The sequence below is a fragment of the Saccharomonospora sp. NB11 genome, from assembly GCF_015910535.1.
In the GTDB taxonomy this organism is placed as follows: Bacteria; Actinomycetota; Actinomycetes; order Mycobacteriales; family Pseudonocardiaceae; genus Saccharomonospora.
Window position 1 is genome coordinate 248,991 of sequence record NZ_JACBJG010000001.1, and the last position, 19,168, is coordinate 268,158.

Here is a 19,168-nt window from a genome sequence, read left to right on the forward strand (position 1 = left end):
CATCACCGCACAGGTCGGGCGTTGCCTCCGTCGTGGTGCGGCCCGCCCTCGGTCTGCTGCCGCGGCACCAGTTTCGTCACGGGGCCGTCGGTGGACGTGCCCGCCCGCGACAGCCAGCCCTCCACCTCGCGGTACACGACGTTCAGGGTCGGCCGGTTGCGAGGCTGCTGGTCGAGCGAGGCCGCGAGCAGCCGCGCGTGCACGCTCTGCCGCGGCAGGTGGGTGGGCGCCTCGGCACGCGCGGCGGCCATCAGCGCGGCCATCGGCGTCTCCCGCGTGCCTCGTGGCGGCTGGCCGGTCAGCGCGTAACTCACCGTGGCGGCGAGCTGCCACGCGTCGGACGCCGGGCTCGCGGGCGCACCGGCGGCCGTCTCGGGAGCGACGTAGTCGGGAGTGCCGACCATCATGCCGGTGGCCGTCAGCTTCGAGTCGCCCCGACTGCGGGCGATGCCGAAGTCGATCAGGTGGGCCACGCCCATCGGGTCGACGATGATGTTGGACGGCTTGATGTCCCGGTGCAGCACGCCCTTGCTGTGCGCCGCAGCCAACGCGCTGGCCATCGTGGCCCACAGCCGACCCGCGGCCACGTCGTCCAACGGACCACCGTTGTCGACGATCTCGGCGAGCGGCTGTCCTTCGAGGTACTCCATCACGAGGGCGAGCCCGTCGGGCTCCGCCACGAGGTCGTAGACCCGCACGCAGTTGGGGTGGCTGAGGGCTGCCAGTGCCCGTGCCTCCCGCTGCATACGTTCCTCGGTGTCACGGTCGGGCGCGTGGGCGATCTTCAGGGCGACCGTACGGCCCAGTTGCGTGTCCACCGCCTGCCACACCGTGCCGAACCCACCGTGGCCGAGGCGTCGGACCCGACGGAACCGGCTGCTGCCGGCCGTGGAGCTACCCGGCGGGACGGGCACCGGACCAGGCGTCGCGGCGAGCTCGGCAGGCGGCTCTTCGGCCAAGGCGGTCGGTTCCGGCTCCGGCGCGGGCGCGACGGAGGTCGGTGCGTACTGCTTCGCGGGCGCGGGCGGCGGCGCGGCCTCCGGTTCCCTCGGGTTGAGGTGCACCGGCTGCTGGGGCGGCTCCGGCCTGGGCTCGGGTCGTTTGTCGGAGTTCTCGATCGTCGACCAACTCGGCGGCCCGACCAACGACACGGGAATGACCCCGAGCACGATCACGGGCAGGAACCCGAGCCACAGGTGCACGGCGACGTTGGCCTCGACGCCCGCGCTCACGATCACGTAGACGACGAACGGCACCCAGAGCAGTCGGCCGGGCCACTTCGGGCCACGCCGGAGAGCGATGCGCCCCAGCAGCATGATCGCCAGCAGTGTCAGGACCGGCAGCCCGACGAGGAAGACGAGGTAGAGACCGTAGGTCAGGACGCTGTCGGACGGATAGAACAGCGTCTCGTAGACGTTGCGCCCTCCGCCCAGGTACTCGGTCTGCGCCCCGATGCCGTAGTCCTGGTGCAGAGCAGCGAGTTCGGCGTTCGACAGCCCGGTGTTCTCCCCGGCGAACGCAGCCCGGAACACGCTGGACACGCCCGCGGCGAGCAACCATGGGAGCAGCAGGATGCCGACCAGGCCGAGAACGCCCAGCGCGGCCAGTGCTCCACCGTGGTAGCGGTTCCCGGTGAACTTGCGCATCAGGGCCACGGCGACGGCCGTCCCCACCGGGAACAGCCCGATGAGCGCACCGGCCATGCTCGTGGCCCACGCCCAGTCGCCGGGCCAGAACCCCGGCTGGAACAGCTGATAGGCGAACGAGAGCAGCGCGCTCGCGATCGATTCCACCTCTCGCTCCTTCGCCGCGTCGCCCGGCATCGTCCGAGAGCACAGTATGCCTGCGCTCACGTCCGAGCTTACGGCGGCCGAGGGGACGACCCGCAGTCGACCGTCACCGAGTGGTACCGAGTCGCAACGAGTCGACGTGATCGACTCGCGCTCCTCCTGGGGAAACGGCGATTTCCGAGTCGAGCGGCTCCGTTCGTCACCCGACGGCCTGGTGTTGCGGGTTGCCCCGCTCTACCGTCGTCGCAGGAAGCCTCACCGCCCCTCGACGACGAGGAGGAACCATGGACACGGGCGCATACCGCGAGCAGTACCGGCGCAGCCTCGACGATCCGACGTCGTTCTGGCTGGACGCCGCACGTGCCGTCGACTGGGTGCGGCCCCCGAGTGTCGCACTCGACGACACGAACGCGCCCCTGTATCGGTGGTTCCCCGACGGTCAGCTCAACACGGCGGCCAACGCCCTCGACCGGCACGTCGACGCGGGACGAGGCGAGCGGACCGCGCTCATCTGGGACTCACCGGTCACCGGGGCCACCGCGCAGTACACCTACCGCGAGCTCCGGGACGAGGTGGCGAGGCTGGCCGGCGCCCTGCGCTCTCTGGGCGTGGGCAAGGGCGATCGGGTCGTCGTCTACCTCCCGATGGTTCCCGAGGCGGTGACCGCGATGCTCGCGTGCGCTCGGCTCGGCGCCGTGCACTCCGTCGTCTTCGGTGGCTTCGCGCCGAAGGAACTCGCGGCACGCATCGCCGACGCGGCGCCCAAGGTGGTGCTGACGGCGTCGTGCGGCGTGGAGTCCTCGCGCATCGTGGAGTACGTCCCGATCGTGAGGGAGGCACGACGCCTCGTGCGCGACCGGGGTGCGCCCGAGCCCGACCACGTGGTCGTCCTGCAGCGCGACGTCGCCCGTGCCGAGCTGGGGGACGGAGAACTCGACTGGAGCGAGGTGGTCACCGCTGCGACGACGCCCGCCGACCCGGTACCGGTCGCCGCCACCGACCCGCTCTACGTCCTGTACACCTCGGGTACCACGGGAAAGCCGAAAGGCGTGGTGCGCGACAACGGCGGGCACGCCGTGGCCCTGGCCTGGTCGATGTCCGCCGTGTACGACGTCGGGCCCGGTGACGTGTGGTGGACGGCCTCCGACGTCGGCTGGGTGGTCGGGCACTCCTACATCGTCTACGCGCCGCTGCTCGTGGGCGCCACCACGGTGCTCTACGAGGGCAAACCGGTGGGGACGCCGGACGCAGGCGCGTTCTGGCGGGTCGCGTCCCAGTACGGAGTGAAGGCGTTGTTCACGGCCCCCACCGCACTGCGTGCCATCAAGCGCGTCGACCCGGAAGGCGCGGAGATCGGCACGTACGACCTCGGCGACCTCCGCACGTTGTTCCTGGCCGGGGAACGCCTGGACCCGCAGACCTACCACTGGGCGAGCGAGCGGTTGGGCGTACCGGTGATCGACCACTGGTGGCAGACGGAGACCGGCTGGCCCATCGCCGCCAACCCGCGAGGGCTGGAGCCGCTGCCCGTCAAGCCGGGTTCGGCATCGGTGCCCATGCCGGGGTGGGACGTGCGCATCCTCGATCAGTCGGGCGAGGAACGGCCTGCGGGCCGGGAAGGCGCGATCGCCGTGCGGCTGCCACTGCCCCCGGGTGCCCTGCCCACGTTGTGGGGCGACGACGACCGTTTCGTCTCCTCCTACCTGTCCCGATACCCGGGCCACTACCTGACCGGGGACTCGGGGTACGTCGACGTCGACGGCTACCTCTTCGTCATGGGACGCACCGACGACGTGATCAACGTGGCGGGACATCGGTTGTCGACCGGCGCGATGGAGGCGGTGCTGGCGGCGCATCCGGCCGTCGCGGAGTGCGCGGTGATCGGGGTGGCCGATCCGCTGAAGGGACAGCTCCCGCGCGGGTTCGTCGTGCTCAAGGCGGGTGCCGACATCTCGGAGGAACAGCTCGTGACCGACCTCGTGGCGGCGGTGCGAGCCGAGATCGGCCCGGTGGCGGCGTTCCGCGACGTCGCCGTCGTCGACGCCCTGCCGAAGACCCGGTCGGGCAAGATCCTTCGAGCCACCATGCGGCACATCGCCGACGGCCGGGACGTGCCGGTGCCGTCCACGATCGAGGACCCGGAGGTGCTCGACCGTCTCCGCACCGCGCTGCGCCCGGCCACGTGATCCGCGCGCCCCGCATCGCCGGGGCTTCCGGAGCTTCCGGGGCCGCCGCACGTTCGACCTGCGCTGCCTCGGCCACGGTTCCCCCGCGGAGTCACGGCCGCGGCGCGGCGCGGGACGCACCACGGCCGACCGAGGCCGTCCCACGCGGCCCCGGGCAACGTGCTTCGCACGAGCGGCGGGCTTCCTCTCGGGTGACGGACAGCTCGCTAGGATGGCCTGCATGTCAGACCCCGCAGGCAAGGTCTCCTTGACCGGTATCAAACCAACAGGAGAGGTCCACCTGGGCAACCTCGTGGGTGCGATCCGTCCGGCGCTGCGGTTGGCCGAACAGTACGACTCGCTGTACTTCATCGCCGACTACCACGCGCTGACGACCATCCGTGACGCGGACCTGCTCAGGCACTACTCACGGTCGGTGGCCGCCTCCTGGCTTGCCGCGGGGCTCGACCCGGAGCGGACGACGTTCTACGTCCAGTCGGACGTCCCCGAGATCTTCGAACTGAGCTGGGTGCTCTCGTGCGTCACCGGCAAGGGCCTCATGAACCGCGCCCACGCGTACAAGGCCGCCCGGGACCGCAACGTCGCGGCGGGTGACGACCCGGACGCCGGTGTGAACATGGGGCTGTACAACTACCCGGTCCTCATGGCCGCCGACATCCTCATCATGGAGACCGACGTGGTGCCGGTCGGCAAAGACCAGATGCAGCACGTCGAGTACGCCGCCGACATCGCAGGCAGCTTCAACCACCTCTTCGGCGACAAGTACACCTTCAAGATCCCGAAGGGTGTCATCCCGGAGAGCGGCGCCGGTGACGTCCTGCCCGGACTCGACGGCCGCAAGATGAGCAAGTCGTACGACAACACGATCCCGCTGTTCCTCCCGGAGAACAAGCTCAAGAAGCTGGTGCGCCGCATCCCCACCGACAGCACGCCGGTGGAGGCGCCGAAGGATCCGGACAGCTCGGCGCCGTTCCAGATCCTCCGGCAGTTCGCGCCGGAGTCGGCCGCCGACGTCGTCGCCGACACCCGCAAGCGACTCGAAGCAGGCGGCATGGGCTGGGGCGAGCTGAAGAACGTGCTGTTCGAGGTGCTGAACACCGAGCTCGCACCGATGCGGGAGCGCTACGAGGCCTACATGGAGCCGGGCAGCGAGCTCGACGAGGTGCTGGCCCGCGGCGCCGAACGCGCCCGGGAACGCGCGAGCCGGGTGCTGTCCGGGGTGCGCAGGGCCGTGGGTGCCCGATGACCGCACCGCGGTCGTGAAGCCGCTTCGGCCACACGATCCTCGGCACGTCGGCCCGTACCGCACCCTGGCCACTCTGGGTGGGGGCGGCATGGGCCGCGTGCTGCTCGCGGCGGGCCCGGACGGCCGGGCCGCCGCGGTCAAACTCGTGCACGACTCGCTCGCGCGCAAGCCGGTGTTCCGGGAGCGGTTCCGCCGCGAGATCGAGGCGTGCCGCCGGGTGTCCGGCGCCTACACCGCGCCGGTTCTGGGGGCCGATCCCGACGCGCCGACGCCGTGGCTGGCGACCCTGTACGTGCCGGGACCGTCGCTGCAGGACGTCGTCGTCCAATTCGGACCACTTCCCGCCTCGTCGGTGCACCGCCTCGCGGTGGGGCTCGCCACGGCGCTCGCCGACATCCACCGCGTCGGTCTCGTGCACCGTGACCTCAAGCCGAGCAACGTGCTGCTCACCCACGACGGCCCCCGCGTGATCGACTTCGGCATCGCCCGCGCGGCGGAGGACGACGTCGAACTCACCGGCACGGGGTCGGTGATCGGCTCGCCGGAGTACATGTCGCCCGAGCAGGCGCACGGGCACGCCGTCACCGCGGCCACCGACGTCTTCTCCCTCGGTGCCGTGCTCGCGTTCGCCGCGACGGGAACCAGTCCGTTCGCGGGGTCGTCGGCCGTGCAGGCGCTGTACAACGTCGCCCACGCCGAACCTGACCTCGGCGGCGTCCCCGAACCACTGCGGAGCCTCGTCGCCCGGTGCCTCGATCGCGCCCCGGAGAGCCGTCCGACGCCGGACGCGTTGCTCGACGACCTCGTCTCGATCGCCACCGTGGAGCCCGGTTCCGCGCCGTGGCCACCCGACGTGCACCAGCACGTCAGCACGCTGGAAGCCCGAACAGGCGACATCCTCGCCGCGCCACCGGAGACCGCCGGACCGACTCGAACGCGGCGCCGCATCATCGTCGCCGTCGCGGCGGCGCTGGCAGTCGTGGGCACGGTCGCCACGGTCGGGCTACTCGGCAGCGAGCGCACCCGATCCGGCCACGCCTCGCCGGGGGAAGCACAGCCGCCGACGTCTGTCACCGCCGCCGTCGAGGGCGGCGTGGACACCGAGCCCGTGGACGACGGCCCGTTGAGCCGCGCGTCGCTTCGTGCCGTCGATCCCTGCAAGGTCTTCGCCGACGAAGCCGACCTGACGCCGCTCTTCGCCGTGCAGCTCTCGCGATGCACTTACGAGCGCACCGACGGTCGGTGGTTCCACCTCGAGCTCGGCGACTACCTTCCCATGTCACCGACACCGAGCGAGGACGTGGAGGAGACGGTCCTCGACGACCTCGTCCTCGTGGTGGACGCACAGAGCGACGGCCGGTGCGAGGTCGCCGCAGTCCTACCCGACGATCCGGACCTCACGATCGCCGTCGAGGCAGGTTCCGGCGACGGCGAGTCCTGCACCGCGGCGCGCGACCTGCTCGTGACCGCACTCGACGTGATCACGACCGATCCTCCCGAGCACGATCCGGTGCCCGGGTCCTTCGCGACCGTCGACCCGTGCGCGCTGCTCGACCGCTCCGAGGTGGAGGAGTTCTTCTCCGTGACTCCCACGAGCGCCCCGGACGGGTTGCGCTCGTGCGACTGGAACGTCGGAGGGACGCTGTCCGTCGATCTCGGCATGGGAACCGATCCCGCCAAACTGGACCGCAATTTCCGCCCGGAGGAGCTGGGCGGCCACACGGTGTACCGCGAGGGACCGTCAGAAGACACGCGGTCGTGTGCGCTGAGCTGGGCACACGTTCCCTCGGAGGAGACGTCGACCCAGGTTGTGACGGTGCGATACTCGCCCATCGGCGCGAGGTCGCAGATGGACGCCTGCGACGCCGCCCGGTTCGCGGCGGCGCGTGTCCTGGAGAGGTTGCCGCGACCGTGAGACCGCTGAGCCCCGACGACCCGCGTCTCGTGGGTCGCTACCGGACCCTGGCCGTGCTCGGCGAGGGCGGCATGGGCCGTGCACTGCTGGCGGTCGGACCCGACGGCCGGTTCGCCGCAGTGAAACTGGTGTTCTCGTCCCTGGCACACGACTCCGTGTTCCGTGACCGCTTCCGCCGGGAGGTGGCTGCGTCCCGGCTCGTCTCGGGCGCCTACACCGCCTCCGTGCTCGACGCCGACCCCGAGTCCGACACCCCGTGGCTCGCGTCGGTGTACGTGCCGGGGCCGTCGCTGGCCGAGGTGGTCGACGAGGTCGGACCGCTCGACGTCACCGGGATTCGCCACCTTGCCGTCACCCTCGCGGTGGCGCTGGCCGACATCCATCGCGCCGGCCTGATCCACCGTGATCTCAAGCCCGGCAACGTCCTGCTCACCCACGACGGACCGCGAGTCATCGACTTCGGCATCGCCCGTGCCGCCGATGGTGCGGACCTCACGGCCACGAACGCGCTGATCGGATCACCGGCGTTCATGTCACCCGAGCAGGCCCTGGGCAAGGAGATCACCCCGGCCAGCGACGTGTTCTCCCTCGGCTCGCTGCTGCTCACGGCCGCCACCGGGCAACGACCGTTCGCCGGCGCCTCGACACCGCAGACCCTGTACAACGTCGCCCACCTCGACCCGGACCTCAGCTCCCTTCCGGCGGAACTCCGGGAGTTCGTCGAGCCGTGCCTCGCCAAGGACCCGGCGCAGCGACCGACCCCGCAGCAGCTCGTCGACCGACTCGGGCCGGTGACGTCGACGACCGCACCGTGGCCCGAGGCCGTGCGCGCGCTGATCACCCGGCAGGAACAGCGGTTGCGAGCCGTCACCCAGGCTCCGCCTCCCCCGCCTCCGACCGTCTCACCCGGACGGCGACGACCCTGGATGGTACCTGTCGCCGCCTACGCGGTGGCGTTGGTCGCCGTCCTCGTCGTGGTGCTCGTCAACGTCCTCGACACCGGCGCGTCCGAGGAGTCTCCGTCACTGCCCTTCGCGTTCGAACCCGACGTCGGCGCGGAGGAGTCGTTGTCGATCGAACGGCTGCGTCGGGTCGACCCGTGCATCCCGCTCGCCCACGTCCGCACTCCGTCGTGGGGCGCGTTGATCCCCGACACCAGTCCCTACTCCCTCGACAGTTGCTACTACCGAGGGACCAAGTCGGGGTCGGTCCAACTCCGACTCGCCACTCGTTTCAACGCGGCAACACCCGTGCAGAGTGCCGACGGCCGGACCATCCACCTCGACACGCTCACCGGTTGTGAGGCCTCCATTCAGCTCCCCGAGCACCCCGATTACGCCCTCAGCGTCCAGGACGCCGTCACCGACTCGTGCGAAGACGTCCAGGCCGCGCTGGAGCAGGCGCTCGACCGACTACGCAGCGACGACGTGCTGGCCGACTACCCCGCCGACAGCGCCTATCCCCTCGACCCCTGCCAGCTGCTCGACGACGCGGTGGTTCGCGAGGTACTGGGTCCCGCTAGGCCGACGTTCGAAGGCCTGCACGTGTGCCGGTGGGGAGAGAACAAGAGCGTGCGGGTGCGGGTGGCACCCGGGCTCTCCGGCGGCTACGAGACAGACGGCGTCGAGACCCGCCAGGTGTCGCTGAACGGCGTCGACGCCGAGGTCTTCTTCCCGGAGAGGCAGAGCTACTGCGGGGTCCGCTGGGCACACCGCCCCGTCGACGACCGACGCGTCGAGGAGATCGACGTGGTCTACAGCGAGATGGAGGAGCCGGTGCCCTGCGAACCCGCGCAGCAGCTCGCGACCGAGATCGCCTCGGCGCTGCCACGCGGGTGACGGGACCTAGATGAGGCCGAGCGCCAGCATCGCGTCCGCGACCCGGGTGTAGGCCGCGATGTTGGCGCCCGCCACGTAGTTGCCGGGCATGCCGTACTCGTCGGCCGTCTCCAGACACCGCGTGTGGATGTCGCGCATGATGTCCTCGAGACGGTCCTCGCTGTACTCGAACGACCACGAGTCACGCGAGGCGTTCTGCTGCATCTCCAACGCCGAAGTGGCCACGCCACCGGCGTTGGCCGCCTTGCCCGGCCCGAACGCCACACCGGCGTCCTGGAACAGGCGCACTCCCTCGGGCGTGGTGGGCATGTTGGCGCCCTCGGCGACGACGGTGCAGCCGTTGCGGACGAGGCGCTCGGCCTCCTTGCCCGTGATCTCGTTCTGCGTCGCACACGGCATGGCGACGTCACACGGCACGTCCCACACCTGCTGTCCGGCCACGTAACGCGCGTGAGAGACCCGCTCAGCGTAGGCGGAGATCCGTTCCCGACGGACTTCCTTGATCTCCTTCAGCAGCTCGACGTCGATGCCCTTCTCGTCCACCACGTAGCCGGAGGAGTCGGAGCACGCCACGACGCGACCACCGAGCTGGTGCACCTTCTCGATCGCATAGATGGCGACATTGCCGGAACCGGACACCACAGCGGTCTTGCCCGCGAAGCTGTCGCCGCGGGCGGCGAGCATCTCGTTGACGAAGAAGGCCGTGCCGTAGCCGGTGGCCTCGGTCCGTACCCGCGCGCCGCCGTAGATGAGGCCCTTCCCGGTCAACACACCCGACTCGTACCGGTTGGTGATCCGCTTGTACTGGCCGAACAGATAGCCGATCTCGCGGCTGCCGACGCCGATGTCACCGGCGGGCACGTCGGTGTACTCGCCGATGTGCCGGTGCAGCTCCGTCATGAAGCTCTGGCAGAACCGCATGATCTCGCGGTCGGACTTGCCCTTGGGGTCGAAGTCCGAGCCGCCCTTGCCACCGCCGATCGGCAGACCGGTCAGCGAGTTCTTGAAGATCTGCTCGAAGCCGAGGAACTTGACGATGCCGAGATACACCGACGGATGGAAGCGGAGGCCGCCCTTGTAGGGGCCCAGCGCGCTGTTGAACTCCATCCGGAAGCCGCGGTTGATGTGGATCTCCCCGCGATCGTCCTCCCACGGCACGCGGAAGATGATCTGACGCTCCGGCTCGCAGATGCGTGACACGATCTTCGCGTCCGCGTACTGGGGGTGCTTCCCCACGGCGGGCCCGATACTTTCGAGGACCTCACGGACGGCCTGATGGAACTCCGTCTCACCGGGGTTACGCGCCAGTACTTCGGCGTAGACGCTTTCGAGCCGTTCGTGAATCGGCACACCCGCCTCCTGAATCGCTGGTCGACGACCGAATCGTTAACCTCAACGAAACATCGCTGCACGCCGGTCGGCAAGACGGCGTACGTCACCCCTGCGGCACCACAGCCGTGACGTGCACAGTTCGTCGACCCGCTGGTGAGGTTCACCACTCGGCTCGCCCCGGCCTCACGGACCCGCGCCGACGCAGGTGCGTCGGACCACCTCGACAACCCCGAGACTTCCGCCGCCCGGAGAACGTGGCCTGGACCTCTCACCGCCGGACGTCACGACACCGCGGATGGCCGCCCGGTAGTCGATCCCGCGCCGTGTCGTCGGTCTCCGCGGGTCACGGACGTCTGGTCCAACGGGAGACTCCACTCGCGGTCTCGCCGCGGTGAGGCGGTCGGCGTCGTGTCGCGGTCGAGTCGCTGCCGATACGAAAAAAGCCACCCGCCGCAGCGGATGGCTTTCGGAGTGGAGCTGAGGGGAATCGAACCCCTGACCTTCTCGATGCGAACGAGACGCGCTACCAACTGCGCTACAGCCCCTTTTCACTTGCTCGAAGAGCATAGCAACCCTGCCACACCCGCGAACAAGGGGGGTCCCTATTCCCCCACGGCCCGCCGGTACGAGAACCGGCTGGGGTCGTCGAGCTCGTGGAACGCGGGATCCTCGTCGTCGAGATCCACGACCACGGCCTGCCTCCGCACTCGTGTGGTGGGCATGGGCTTGCGTTCGGCACCGACCATGCCGCCCGCGTCCTGGTGGACCACCTCGATGTCCTCCAACGGGTCCGCCCGTCGAGGCGTCCGCCGAGACGCCGCGCGCAGGCGTGCGAGCCGACGCTGCCGGATCTCCTCCTCGATGTGGACCTGCCTACGCAGGTACACGAGGTAGGCCGCCAGAGCCAGGTCGGCGGCACCGTTGACCCACCACAGCACGGGGAGCACGAGACCCGCCGCGAGCGCGGTCACCAACACCGTGACGAGAAGAATCAGCACGACGCGTTGCCGGAACGCGTACTTCGCCTTGGCGGCGAGTGCCGCGGCCTCGGGATCGAACCCCCCACGCCCGGGCCGGTACCGCCGAACGGAACGGTCCTCGCTCATCGCGACCCGTCCCGACGAGAACTCGTCGCCACCGACCAGGCGGCGTTCATCGCCGTACGTACCACCCTCGTCACCATAGGTGTGGTCGTCGTCGACGTCCTCGGTGCCCTCGGTGTCCTCGTAGGCGTCGCGGACGTCGTCCGAGCGGCCCGCGCTCCCGGTTCTCGACAAGTCGACGTCCCCACCGTCGACCTCACCGCTCGCCGCGTCGCGCGCACTCCCACTGCGCACGACCCGCGCAGCCAGAGCCGCGTCGTTGGTCTGCGTGATCACCTGTCGCTTACGCGCCACCATGGGAACGAGGACGGCAAGCCATGCCGCAGCGAGCCCCACAATGATCAACGAGCTGGGCACTCCCGTCACCTCCCCCGACCTGTATTGCGCGCCGGTGTGTCGAACTCTTTCGGCCTCGCGGCCCGCACTCCGCCCGCACTCCGGCTCTCGTCACGCTAGTCACGAAGGTGACGGAAGGTGTGGAGACTCGCCGGACTCGCCGCCGACTCACCTGGTTGGCCCACACCGACTTCACACGATCATCGTGATTCGAGCCGACTCGCCTTACCCGATTCCACCAGCCGGGCGACGACCCCGTCCCCGATCTCCTCTGCCGTGATCGCGTAGCAGAGGTGATCTCGCCACCGTCCCTCGACCAGCAAGTAGCGCAGGAACAATCCCTCCCGGCGGTACCCGGCCTTGGCCAGCACGCCGAGACTCGCGACGTTGTCCGGACGCACTGTCGCTTCGAGCCGATGCAGGCCGCCCTCGGTGAACGCGTGATCGGTCGCCAACGCGACGGCCGCCGTCGCCACCCCACCCCCGGCGTGCACGGACGAGACCCAGTAACCGATCCATGCCGACCGCAGTGCGGCGCGGATGACGTTGCCGATCGTCAGTTGGCCGACGAACTCGTCGTCGACCGTGATGGCGAACGGAAAGCACTCGCCTCGTTTGGCGAGCCGACGCAGTCCGGACCACTGGGACGGCCAGGCGGAGACCGCGTTGCGCTCGCGCCAGCCGCCCGGTTGGGCGGGCTCCCAACGTTCGAGGTAGTCGCGGTCACGAAGCCTCAGTCGGCTCCAGTCACGCCCGTCGCGCAGCCGCAGAGGCCGTAACCGCACCACACCCGCGGGCACGACCAGCGGGCCCAGTCTCGCGGGCCACCCGGGACGTTGGGGCTCCGCGACGTACGGCACACCGGACCCGGGGGACATGATCCGCCCCGCTACGCACGCGGGGCGAGGAAGGCGACCTTGACCTGCTCGCCCGCCGCGACCTCGTCGAGGTCGTCGTCCACGGTGATGAGGCAGTTGGCCTCGGCCAGCGACGTGAGGAGGTGCGACCCGCTGGTGCCGAGCGGCTGGACGAGGTACTCGCCGTTGCTCTCGTCGCGCAGGAGCTGTCCCCGCAGGTAACCGCGCCTGCCCTTCGTGGACGTGATCGGCGACAGCAACCGCGCCTCCACGGTCCTGCGGTGCGGGTTTCGCGTTCCCCGGGCCGCGCGGATCAGCGGACGCACCATCACCTCGAACACCACCAACGCGCTCATCGGGTTGGCCGGGATGAGAAACGTGGGCACCGCGTCCGGACCCAACCGCCCGAATGCCTGGGTGGAGCCGGGGTGCATCGCGACCCGCGTGGTGTCGATCTCGCCGAGGTCGGCGAGCGCGGCCTGGACCTCCTCGCCGATGGTGCCGCCCGCTCCCCCGGCCACGACGATGACCTCGGACATCAGCAACCGGCCCTCGACGGTCTCCCGCAACCGCTTCGGGTCCAGCGGGACGATGCCCACCCTGCTCACCTCCGCGCCCGCGTCCCGAGCCGCGGCGGCGAGGGCGTAGGAGTTGACGTCGTAGACCTGGCCGACGGCGGGTGTGCGGTCGATGTCCACGAGTTCGTCGCCCACGGAGATGATCGACACGCGGGGCCGTGGGTGCACGAGCACCTTGGACCTGCCCACCGCGGCGAGGAGGCCGACCTGCGCGGCGGCGATCGTGTCGCCCTTGCGCACGGCCACGTCACCGGTCTGGACGTCCTCACCGGTCCGGCGGACGTAGCCGTGGGAGGGAACCGGGCGCTTGACCGTGACCTTCGCCGTGCCGCCGTCCGTGAAGGAACTCGGCACGACGGCGTCGGCGAGAGTCGGCAGCGGCGCACCGGTGGCGACCCGGACGGCCTGTCCCGGCTGCAACCGCCTGGGCTGTCGCGAACCGGCCGGGATCTCTCCCACCACCGGCATCTCCACGGGTTCCTCGTTGGCGGTGCGCACGTCGACGCTGCGCACGGCGTAGCCGTCCACGGCCGCCTGGTCGAATCCCGGGAGCGCCTGTTCGGCGACCACCTCCTCGGCACAGAGCAGTCCCTGGGCCTCGGAGATCGCCACCCGGACAGGACGGGGCCGCACCGCCGCCTTCAGCAGCAGTGCGAGCTGATCCTCGACCGACCGCAGCTCGGCGGTCGGGTGTGTGACGACGGTCGACTCGGTCTCAGTCATCAGTCGGCAGTACCGATCCGTTCGATCAGCCACTCTCGGAGCGAGGGGCCGTAGTCGGGGTTGTCCAGTGCGAAATCGACGGCCGCGCGCAGGAACCCGCCGGGGTTGCCCAGGTCGTGTCGACCACCGTGGTGGACGACGACGTGCACCGGATGCCCCTCCGAGATCAGCAGCGCGACGGCGTCGGTCAACTGCAGTTCACCGCCGGAACCCGGTTCGATGCGCTTCAGAGCGTCGAAGATCGCCCGATCGAGCAGATAACGTCCCGCTGCGGCGTACGTCGAGGGCGCGTCCTCCGGAGCCGGCTTCTCGACCATCCCGTGCACCTGCTTGACGTCGGCGTCGTCGGTGTCCGAGACGTCGAAGACGCCGTACGGCGAGATCTGTTCCTTCGGAATGTCGAACGCGCACAGGACGCTTCCGCCATGGCGCGCACGAACCTCCGCCATCTTCGAGAGCACACCCGTGGGCAGCACGAGGTCGTCGGGCAGCAGCACTGCCACGGCCTCGTCGGACTCGTCGAGATTGGGCTCCGCCTGCGCCACCGCGTGACCGAGCCCCAGCGCCTCCTCCTGGATCGCCACCTCGACGTCCAACAATCCCGGCGCTCGACGGACCTTCTCCAACAATGCGGTCTTACCCTTGCGTTCGAGCGTGGCTTCCAGCTCGGGCTTACCGGAGAAGTAGTCCACCACCGACTTCTTCTCGGGAGAGGTCACGATCACCATGCGCTGAGCACCCGCTTGAGCGGCTTCGCTCGCCACGAGCTCGATGCCCGGCGTGTCGACGACCGGCAACAACTCCTTCGGCACAGCCTTCGTGGCCGGCAGGAATCTGGTGCCGAGCCCCGCGGCCGGGACGATGGCGGTCCGGAACGTGGTCTCAATCGTGGCGCCCGTCATGGCCGCAAAGCCTAGCCTGGACGCGTGCGACGCACCGACAACGACAACCCCCCGGCGAGTGGCAAGACAGCGTGGCGTGCCCGGATTCGCGCCGAACGCGCCGCCGTCCCACCCGAACAGCGTGCCGAGGAAGCTGCGGCACTCTCACAAGCCCTCGCCGAGCTGCGGGCGTCCACCGTGTGCGCCTACGTTCCCTTCGGCACCGAGCCGGGAAGTCGCGGATTACTCGACGTTCTCCGAGCTCAGACCATCAGAGTTCTCCTTCCTGTGATCCCGGACGAGCCCGGGCCGCTCGACTGGGCCGAGTACGGTGGCCCGGACACACTCGCTCCCGGTGCGATGCCGTCGGTGTTGGAGCCCACCGGCAGCCGCCTCGGGCCTCGCGTCGTGGCGGAGGCGGACGTCGTCCTGGTGCCCGCCCTGGCGGTCGATCACGTCGGCGTGCGGCTGGGCAAGGGCGGAGGCTATTACGATCGGTCGCTGGTGCTCGCTGCCCGCACGACCCGATTCGTCGCTGTGGTCCGCGACTCCGAGCTGGTCGACCGATTGCCCTCCGAGCCTCACGACGTCCGGGTGCACGCTGCCGTCACCCCTCGACGAGGGCTCGTCCACCTTGCCGAACGCCCCGAGGTGTGAGCCACGCCGCTGTGTCCCACCTGGACCTCGATTGCGCTCGGGGAACACGATCGAGCAGAATTGCGTTAGCACTCTCGGCTTCCGAGTGCCAGAACGGGAGTGCCGAATCCTCTGAAGGAGACCTTGTGCCGACCTATCAGTACGCCTGCAAGGAGTGCGACCACCGGTTCGAGGTGGTCCAGTCGTTCTCCGACGCGAGCCTGACGGACTGCCCCGAGTGCCAGGGGCCGCTGCGCAAGCTTTACGGGTCCGTCGGCGTCATCTTCAAGGGCAGCGGGTTCTACCGCACGGACTCGCGGTCGGACTCGAAGACCTCCACCGCGGCGAAGCCCTCGTCCAGCTCGTCCTCGTCCTCCTCGAGCAGCTCGTCGTCCAGCACGTCCTCTTCGTCGAACGGCTCCACCTCCTCCAGCTCGTCCAGCTCCAGCACCTCCACCGCCGCGGCCTCCTGACCGTAGCTGTCGGCGCCCGTGACACGGCCCGCGTGAGCCGGTTGTCCACAGGGGCGGAGTTGTCCACAGGCTGTCGGTCGGCTGCTTCCTGAGGGTGGGTTGAGCTCCTACCTTCGTCCCTGGCGTGCGTGACGCGCGCCACGGAGGGACGACGAGGGGGAAGCAGCATGGACGACACACGTACCCGTGGACGGCGACATCTCTTGCGGGCCCGGCTGCGCGGGCGATCACTCGTCCTCGTCCGGCGGGGGATCGCAATCGCGCTGCTTCTCGTCGCCGCCGGTCTCGCCGCAGTTCCGGGCACCGATCAGGAACGAACGCTCCCCACGCTGGTGACGACCCGGGACGTGACGTCGGGTTCAGCCCTGTCGTCCGCCGATCTCCGCGTGGTCGACATGGCCGTCGCGACTCGCCCGGACGGTGCGTTGTCCGAGCTACGGCAGGCCGTGCACCGGCGGCTCGTCGGACCCGCAAGGGCCGGTGAACCCGTCACCGATGTACGCCTGGACGATCGGCGCAGCGTTCCACCAGGTTTCACGACCGTGCCGCTCCGGCTGGCGGACCCCGACGTCAGCGGCCTGCTGCGGCCAGGCGCTCGCGTCGACGTCGTCGTTCCCGCCGGCGACGGGACCGATCAGGCAGACGTGCTCGCCGAAGGCGCGAGGGTGGTCATGGTGACGAAGCCCGAGCCCGAACGCATCGGCGGACCACTCCATACGCACCGCCCACTCGTGCTGGTGGCCGTCGCCGCCGAGCAGGCAGCGCACGTCGCAGCGGCCGGGCTGGACCGACCTGTCACCGTGGCGCTGCGATGACGTCCACTCGGATGGTCACCGGTCGTGGTGGGGTGGCCGGTTCTCGCGATACCAGTCGTCCGGGAGACCGGAGGAGGACGACGGCTCCCGCTCGTCGCGCGTGGTGGTGGGAAGGACGTCACCAAACACATCGTCGAGAGTCTTACGGCGCCGCGGTCGTTCACGGCGGCTCTGATCGTCCGGTCGCACAGTGTCGTCCAAGGTGTCTCGGCTCGGAATCAGGCTCCGTCCAGGCCCGAGAGCTGGTCGATGACGTGCGGCACGAGCGCCGACAACGTCGCCATGCCGTCGCGGACCGCGGCGCGGGAGCCTGCGAGGTTCACCACCAGCGTACTGCCCGAGATTCCGACGAGGCCTCGCGAGATGCCGGCGTCCAGAGCACCCGCGGCCAGACCGGACGAACGCAACGCCTCGGCGATGCCGGGGACGGGGCGGTCGAGCACGCCCGCGGTGGCGTCGGGCGTGACGTCGCGCGGGGACACTCCGGTGGCACCGACGGTGATCACCAGGTCGACGCCGCCGATCACCGCCGTGTTCAGTGCGTTGCGGATCTCCACGGTGTCGGCGCGCACCACCACGATGCCGTCGACGATGAAGTTGGCTTCCTCCAGGAGTTCGGTGACGAGCGGTCCCGTGCTGTCTTCCAGTTCGCCCTGCGCCAACCGGTCGTCCACGATCACGACGAGGGCCCGACCCAACCGCTGTGCATCCCGTTCCATGACCACTACCGTAGTGCCACTCGCCGACTCAGGGTGATCGGTGCCGCGCGGTCGGCGGACCCACTCCGTGTCGTCCGCCGACAGCACCTCGCCCTCGTCCTGGGGTCGCACGACAGCAACGCGGTCGCACGAATGGCCCGCCCGTGTTCGGTGAGCGGAGTCCCCCCGAAGTCCGCGGGCACGCTCTCGCCGCCGCGCGCGCCCGCGGCGTTCTCGTCCTCAGTTGACGGGGACCGGCTGGCCACCCAACGTGACCTCGACCTTGCTGTCGTCAGCCAGCGTGAAGGTGACCTTCTCGCCCGGCGCCCTCGTCCGGATGGCGGCGACCAACGTGTTCGCGTCGTCGATGCGACGCTCGCCCATCTTGACGATCACGTCGTTCGACTTGAGGCCGGCCTTCTCGGCGGGACTACCGGCCTGCACGTCACCGATCCGCGCACCGCCTCGCGGGGCGTCTCCCACCGTTGCCCCGATGAAGGTCTGCGTCGCCTGCCCGTTCTCGATGATCTCGTCGGCGGTCCGGCGTGCCTGGTCGATCGGGATCGCGAACCCGATGCCCACGTTCCCGCCCTGCGAGGGGCTGTAGATCGCGGAGTTGATTCCGATGACCTGCCCCTGCATGTTGGCCAACGGGCCACCCGAGTTGCCGGGGTTGATCGCCGCGTCGGTCTGGATGGCGTCCATGACCGTGGCCTGGTCACCCTGACCTCCTGCGGTCACCGGCCTGTTCAACGAGCTGACGATGCCCGCCGTCACCGTGCCGGCGAGTTCGTACGGAGAGCCGACCGCGACCACGGACTCGCCCACTCGGAGATCGTCCGAACGCCCCAACTCGACGGTGGTCAGCCCGTCGGCGTCCGCCCGCACCACGGCGATGTCGGTCGTGGGGTCTCGGCCGACGATCTCGGCTTCCGCTCGGTCGCCGTTGCGGAACGACACCGTGATGCGGCCGCCCCGAGCCGCAGCCTCCACCACGTGGTTGTTCGTGAGGATGTAGCCGTCCTCGCTGATGACGAACCCGGAGCCTTCGTTGGCCGAGCCGAGGCCTTGCACCTGGAGCTGGACGACGCTCGGTTCGAGTTTCGCGGCCACCGCTTCGATGCTTCCCTCGGGCGGATTGCCGGTCTGCTTGGCCGGAAGCGGCTGATCGAGTGCGTTCGGCGCAGGCGGCGCAGCGGCGTTGTCGGCTGCGAGATATCCGCCCGCCGCTCCGGCTGCACCGCCGACCAGCAACGCGAGCAACGCGACGCCTGCCACGAGCTTGCGCGGCATCACCATCGCGGTCTGTTGCCGCCGCGTTGGACTGTCGGCCTGTGGATACACGCCGTAGTGCGCCTGTCCGTAGGGGGACGACCCGTAACCCCCGGCTGTGTTCCCGGGTGGCGGTGTGTGGGGCGGGTACTGGAAGTCGTGCGACGGCCCGCCTGCGTCCGTCGGCCCCGTGGCGGCATCGCGGGGGCCCGACGGGTCGCTGTGTGCCGAGTCCGGCTGCTCCGGCGTTCCCGGCGCCGGAGTCGGCCTGTCCTGCGCGGAAGGGTCGTTCTCGGTCATGTCTCCATAATGGGGCGAACTCCTGAGAGCACGCTGAAGACCGGCTGTGTGCTCGGTACGAGTGCACCGACCAGCGGCGCGCTCCACGACCCGGTTCGAGGTGTTGTCGTTGATCCGGACCCCCGTGGTCGGCTCCGACCCCGCGAGGTACATGAGTTCGTCCCGCGCTCACCGCACCGAGGACAGCTC

Annotated in this window: 15 protein-coding genes and 1 tRNA gene; 7 read left to right on the top strand and 9 right to left on the bottom strand. The window is 69.9% G+C overall.

The window, feature by feature from the left end:
* Positions 1-2: 2 nt before the first annotated feature.
* Positions 3-1,793, bottom strand: coding sequence for a serine/threonine-protein kinase (locus tag JAV51_RS01150; RefSeq protein ID WP_197318697.1), 1,791 nt, complete (start codon positions 1,791-1,793; stop codon positions 3-5).
* Between the two features lie 281 nt (positions 1,794-2,074).
* Between JAV51_RS01150 and JAV51_RS01155 the strand changes: the two genes are divergently transcribed.
* The 4 genes from JAV51_RS01155 to JAV51_RS01170 all read left to right on the top strand — a co-directional run bounded on the left by JAV51_RS01155 (position 2,075) and on the right by JAV51_RS01170 (position 8,975).
* Positions 2,075-3,976: a propionyl-CoA synthetase gene (locus JAV51_RS01155; protein ID WP_197318698.1), complete on the top strand. Its 1,902-nt coding sequence runs from the start codon at positions 2,075-2,077 to the stop codon at positions 3,974-3,976.
* A 220-nt stretch (positions 3,977-4,196) separates the two neighbouring features.
* Positions 4,197-5,222, top strand: coding sequence for a tryptophan--tRNA ligase (locus tag JAV51_RS01160; protein WP_197318699.1), 1,026 nt, complete (start codon positions 4,197-4,199; stop codon positions 5,220-5,222).
* A complete protein-coding gene (locus JAV51_RS01165; RefSeq protein ID WP_307845704.1) occupies positions 5,212-7,137 on the top strand; it encodes a serine/threonine-protein kinase in 1,926 nt (641 codons plus the stop codon). Before JAV51_RS01160 ends, JAV51_RS01165 begins: the two co-directional genes overlap by 11 nt.
* Positions 7,134-8,975 (top strand): serine/threonine-protein kinase, encoded by a 1,842-nt coding sequence (locus tag JAV51_RS01170; RefSeq protein WP_197318700.1) that lies wholly within the window; start codon positions 7,134-7,136, stop codon positions 8,973-8,975. Before JAV51_RS01165 ends, JAV51_RS01170 begins: the two co-directional genes overlap by 4 nt.
* A 6-nt stretch (positions 8,976-8,981) precedes the next feature.
* Here JAV51_RS01170 and gdhA read toward each other — a convergent pair whose 3' ends face one another.
* The 6 genes from gdhA to JAV51_RS01200 all read right to left on the bottom strand — a co-directional run bounded on the left by gdhA (position 8,982) and on the right by JAV51_RS01200 (position 14,806).
* A complete protein-coding gene (gene gdhA, locus JAV51_RS01175) occupies positions 8,982-10,325 on the bottom strand; it encodes an NADP-specific glutamate dehydrogenase (protein WP_197318701.1) in 1,344 nt (447 codons plus the stop codon).
* 454 nt (positions 10,326-10,779) lie between these two features.
* Positions 10,780-10,852, bottom strand: a tRNA-Ala gene (locus JAV51_RS01180).
* Between the two features lie 57 nt (positions 10,853-10,909).
* Positions 10,910-11,767 carry a gephyrin-like molybdotransferase receptor GlpR gene (gene glpR / locus JAV51_RS01185; protein ID WP_197318702.1) on the bottom strand — a complete coding sequence of 286 codons (858 nt, stop codon included), beginning with the start codon at positions 11,765-11,767 and terminating at the stop codon, positions 10,910-10,912.
* 179 nt (positions 11,768-11,946) lie between these two features.
* Positions 11,947-12,624, bottom strand: coding sequence for a GNAT family N-acetyltransferase (locus tag JAV51_RS01190; RefSeq protein WP_197318703.1), 678 nt, complete (start codon positions 12,622-12,624; stop codon positions 11,947-11,949).
* Positions 12,625-12,635: 11 nt separating this feature from the next.
* Entirely contained in the window at positions 12,636-13,904 is a 1,269-nt protein-coding gene (glp, locus tag JAV51_RS01195) for a gephyrin-like molybdotransferase Glp (protein ID WP_197318704.1), read from the bottom strand.
* A complete protein-coding gene (locus tag JAV51_RS01200; RefSeq protein WP_197318705.1) occupies positions 13,904-14,806 on the bottom strand; it encodes a UTP--glucose-1-phosphate uridylyltransferase in 903 nt (300 codons plus the stop codon). The genes glp and JAV51_RS01200 overlap by 1 nt, the downstream gene beginning before the upstream one ends.
* Positions 14,807-14,830: 24 nt before the next feature.
* On the opposite strand from JAV51_RS01200, the gene JAV51_RS01205 reads away from it, so the two are divergent.
* The 3 genes from JAV51_RS01205 (at position 14,831) to JAV51_RS01215 (ending at position 16,709) form a co-directional block, all read left to right on the top strand.
* Positions 14,831-15,442, top strand: a complete 612-nt coding sequence (locus JAV51_RS01205; RefSeq protein WP_197318706.1) for a 5-formyltetrahydrofolate cyclo-ligase — start codon at positions 14,831-14,833, stop codon at positions 15,440-15,442.
* Between the two features lie 125 nt (positions 15,443-15,567).
* Entirely contained in the window at positions 15,568-15,894 is a 327-nt protein-coding gene (locus JAV51_RS01210) for an FmdB family zinc ribbon protein (protein WP_197318707.1), read from the top strand.
* Between the two features lie 167 nt (positions 15,895-16,061).
* On the top strand, positions 16,062-16,709 hold the full coding sequence (locus tag JAV51_RS01215) for an RcpC/CpaB family pilus assembly protein (RefSeq protein WP_197318708.1): 648 nt from the start codon (positions 16,062-16,064) through the stop codon (positions 16,707-16,709).
* A gap of 218 nt (positions 16,710-16,927) precedes the next feature.
* Here JAV51_RS01215 and JAV51_RS01220 read toward each other — a convergent pair whose 3' ends face one another.
* Together JAV51_RS01220 and JAV51_RS01225 are read right to left on the bottom strand one after the other, a co-directional pair.
* Positions 16,928-17,428, bottom strand: a complete 501-nt coding sequence (locus JAV51_RS01220; RefSeq protein WP_197318709.1) for a molybdenum cofactor biosynthesis protein B — start codon at positions 17,426-17,428, stop codon at positions 16,928-16,930.
* Positions 17,429-17,647: 219 nt separating this feature from the next.
* A complete protein-coding gene (locus JAV51_RS01225) occupies positions 17,648-18,979 on the bottom strand; it encodes a S1C family serine protease (protein WP_231641042.1) in 1,332 nt (443 codons plus the stop codon).
* Between the last annotated feature and the right edge of the window lie 189 nt (positions 18,980-19,168).

Excerpts from the sequence above, each read along its gene's own strand:
- JAV51_RS01160 (WP_197318699.1), top strand. The coding sequence starts at position 4,197 with ATGTCAGACCCCGCAGGCAAGGTCTCCTTGACCGGTATCAAACCAACA.
- JAV51_RS01200 (WP_197318705.1), bottom strand. The coding sequence starts at position 14,806 with ATGACGGGCGCCACGATTGAGACCACGTTCCGGACCGCCATCGTCCCG.
- JAV51_RS01220 (WP_197318709.1), bottom strand. The coding sequence starts at position 17,428 with ATGGAACGGGATGCACAGCGGTTGGGTCGGGCCCTCGTCGTGATCGTG.
- JAV51_RS01155 (WP_197318698.1), top strand. The coding sequence starts at position 2,075 with ATGGACACGGGCGCATACCGCGAGCAGTACCGGCGCAGCCTCGACGAT.
- JAV51_RS01190 (WP_197318703.1), bottom strand. The coding sequence starts at position 12,624 with ATGTCCCCCGGGTCCGGTGTGCCGTACGTCGCGGAGCCCCAACGTCCC.
- JAV51_RS01225 (WP_231641042.1), bottom strand. The coding sequence starts at position 18,979 with ATGACCGAGAACGACCCTTCCGCGCAGGACAGGCCGACTCCGGCGCCG.
- glp (WP_197318704.1), bottom strand. The coding sequence starts at position 13,904 with ATGACTGAGACCGAGTCGACCGTCGTCACACACCCGACCGCCGAGCTG.
- JAV51_RS01215 (WP_197318708.1), top strand. The coding sequence starts at position 16,062 with ATGGACGACACACGTACCCGTGGACGGCGACATCTCTTGCGGGCCCGG.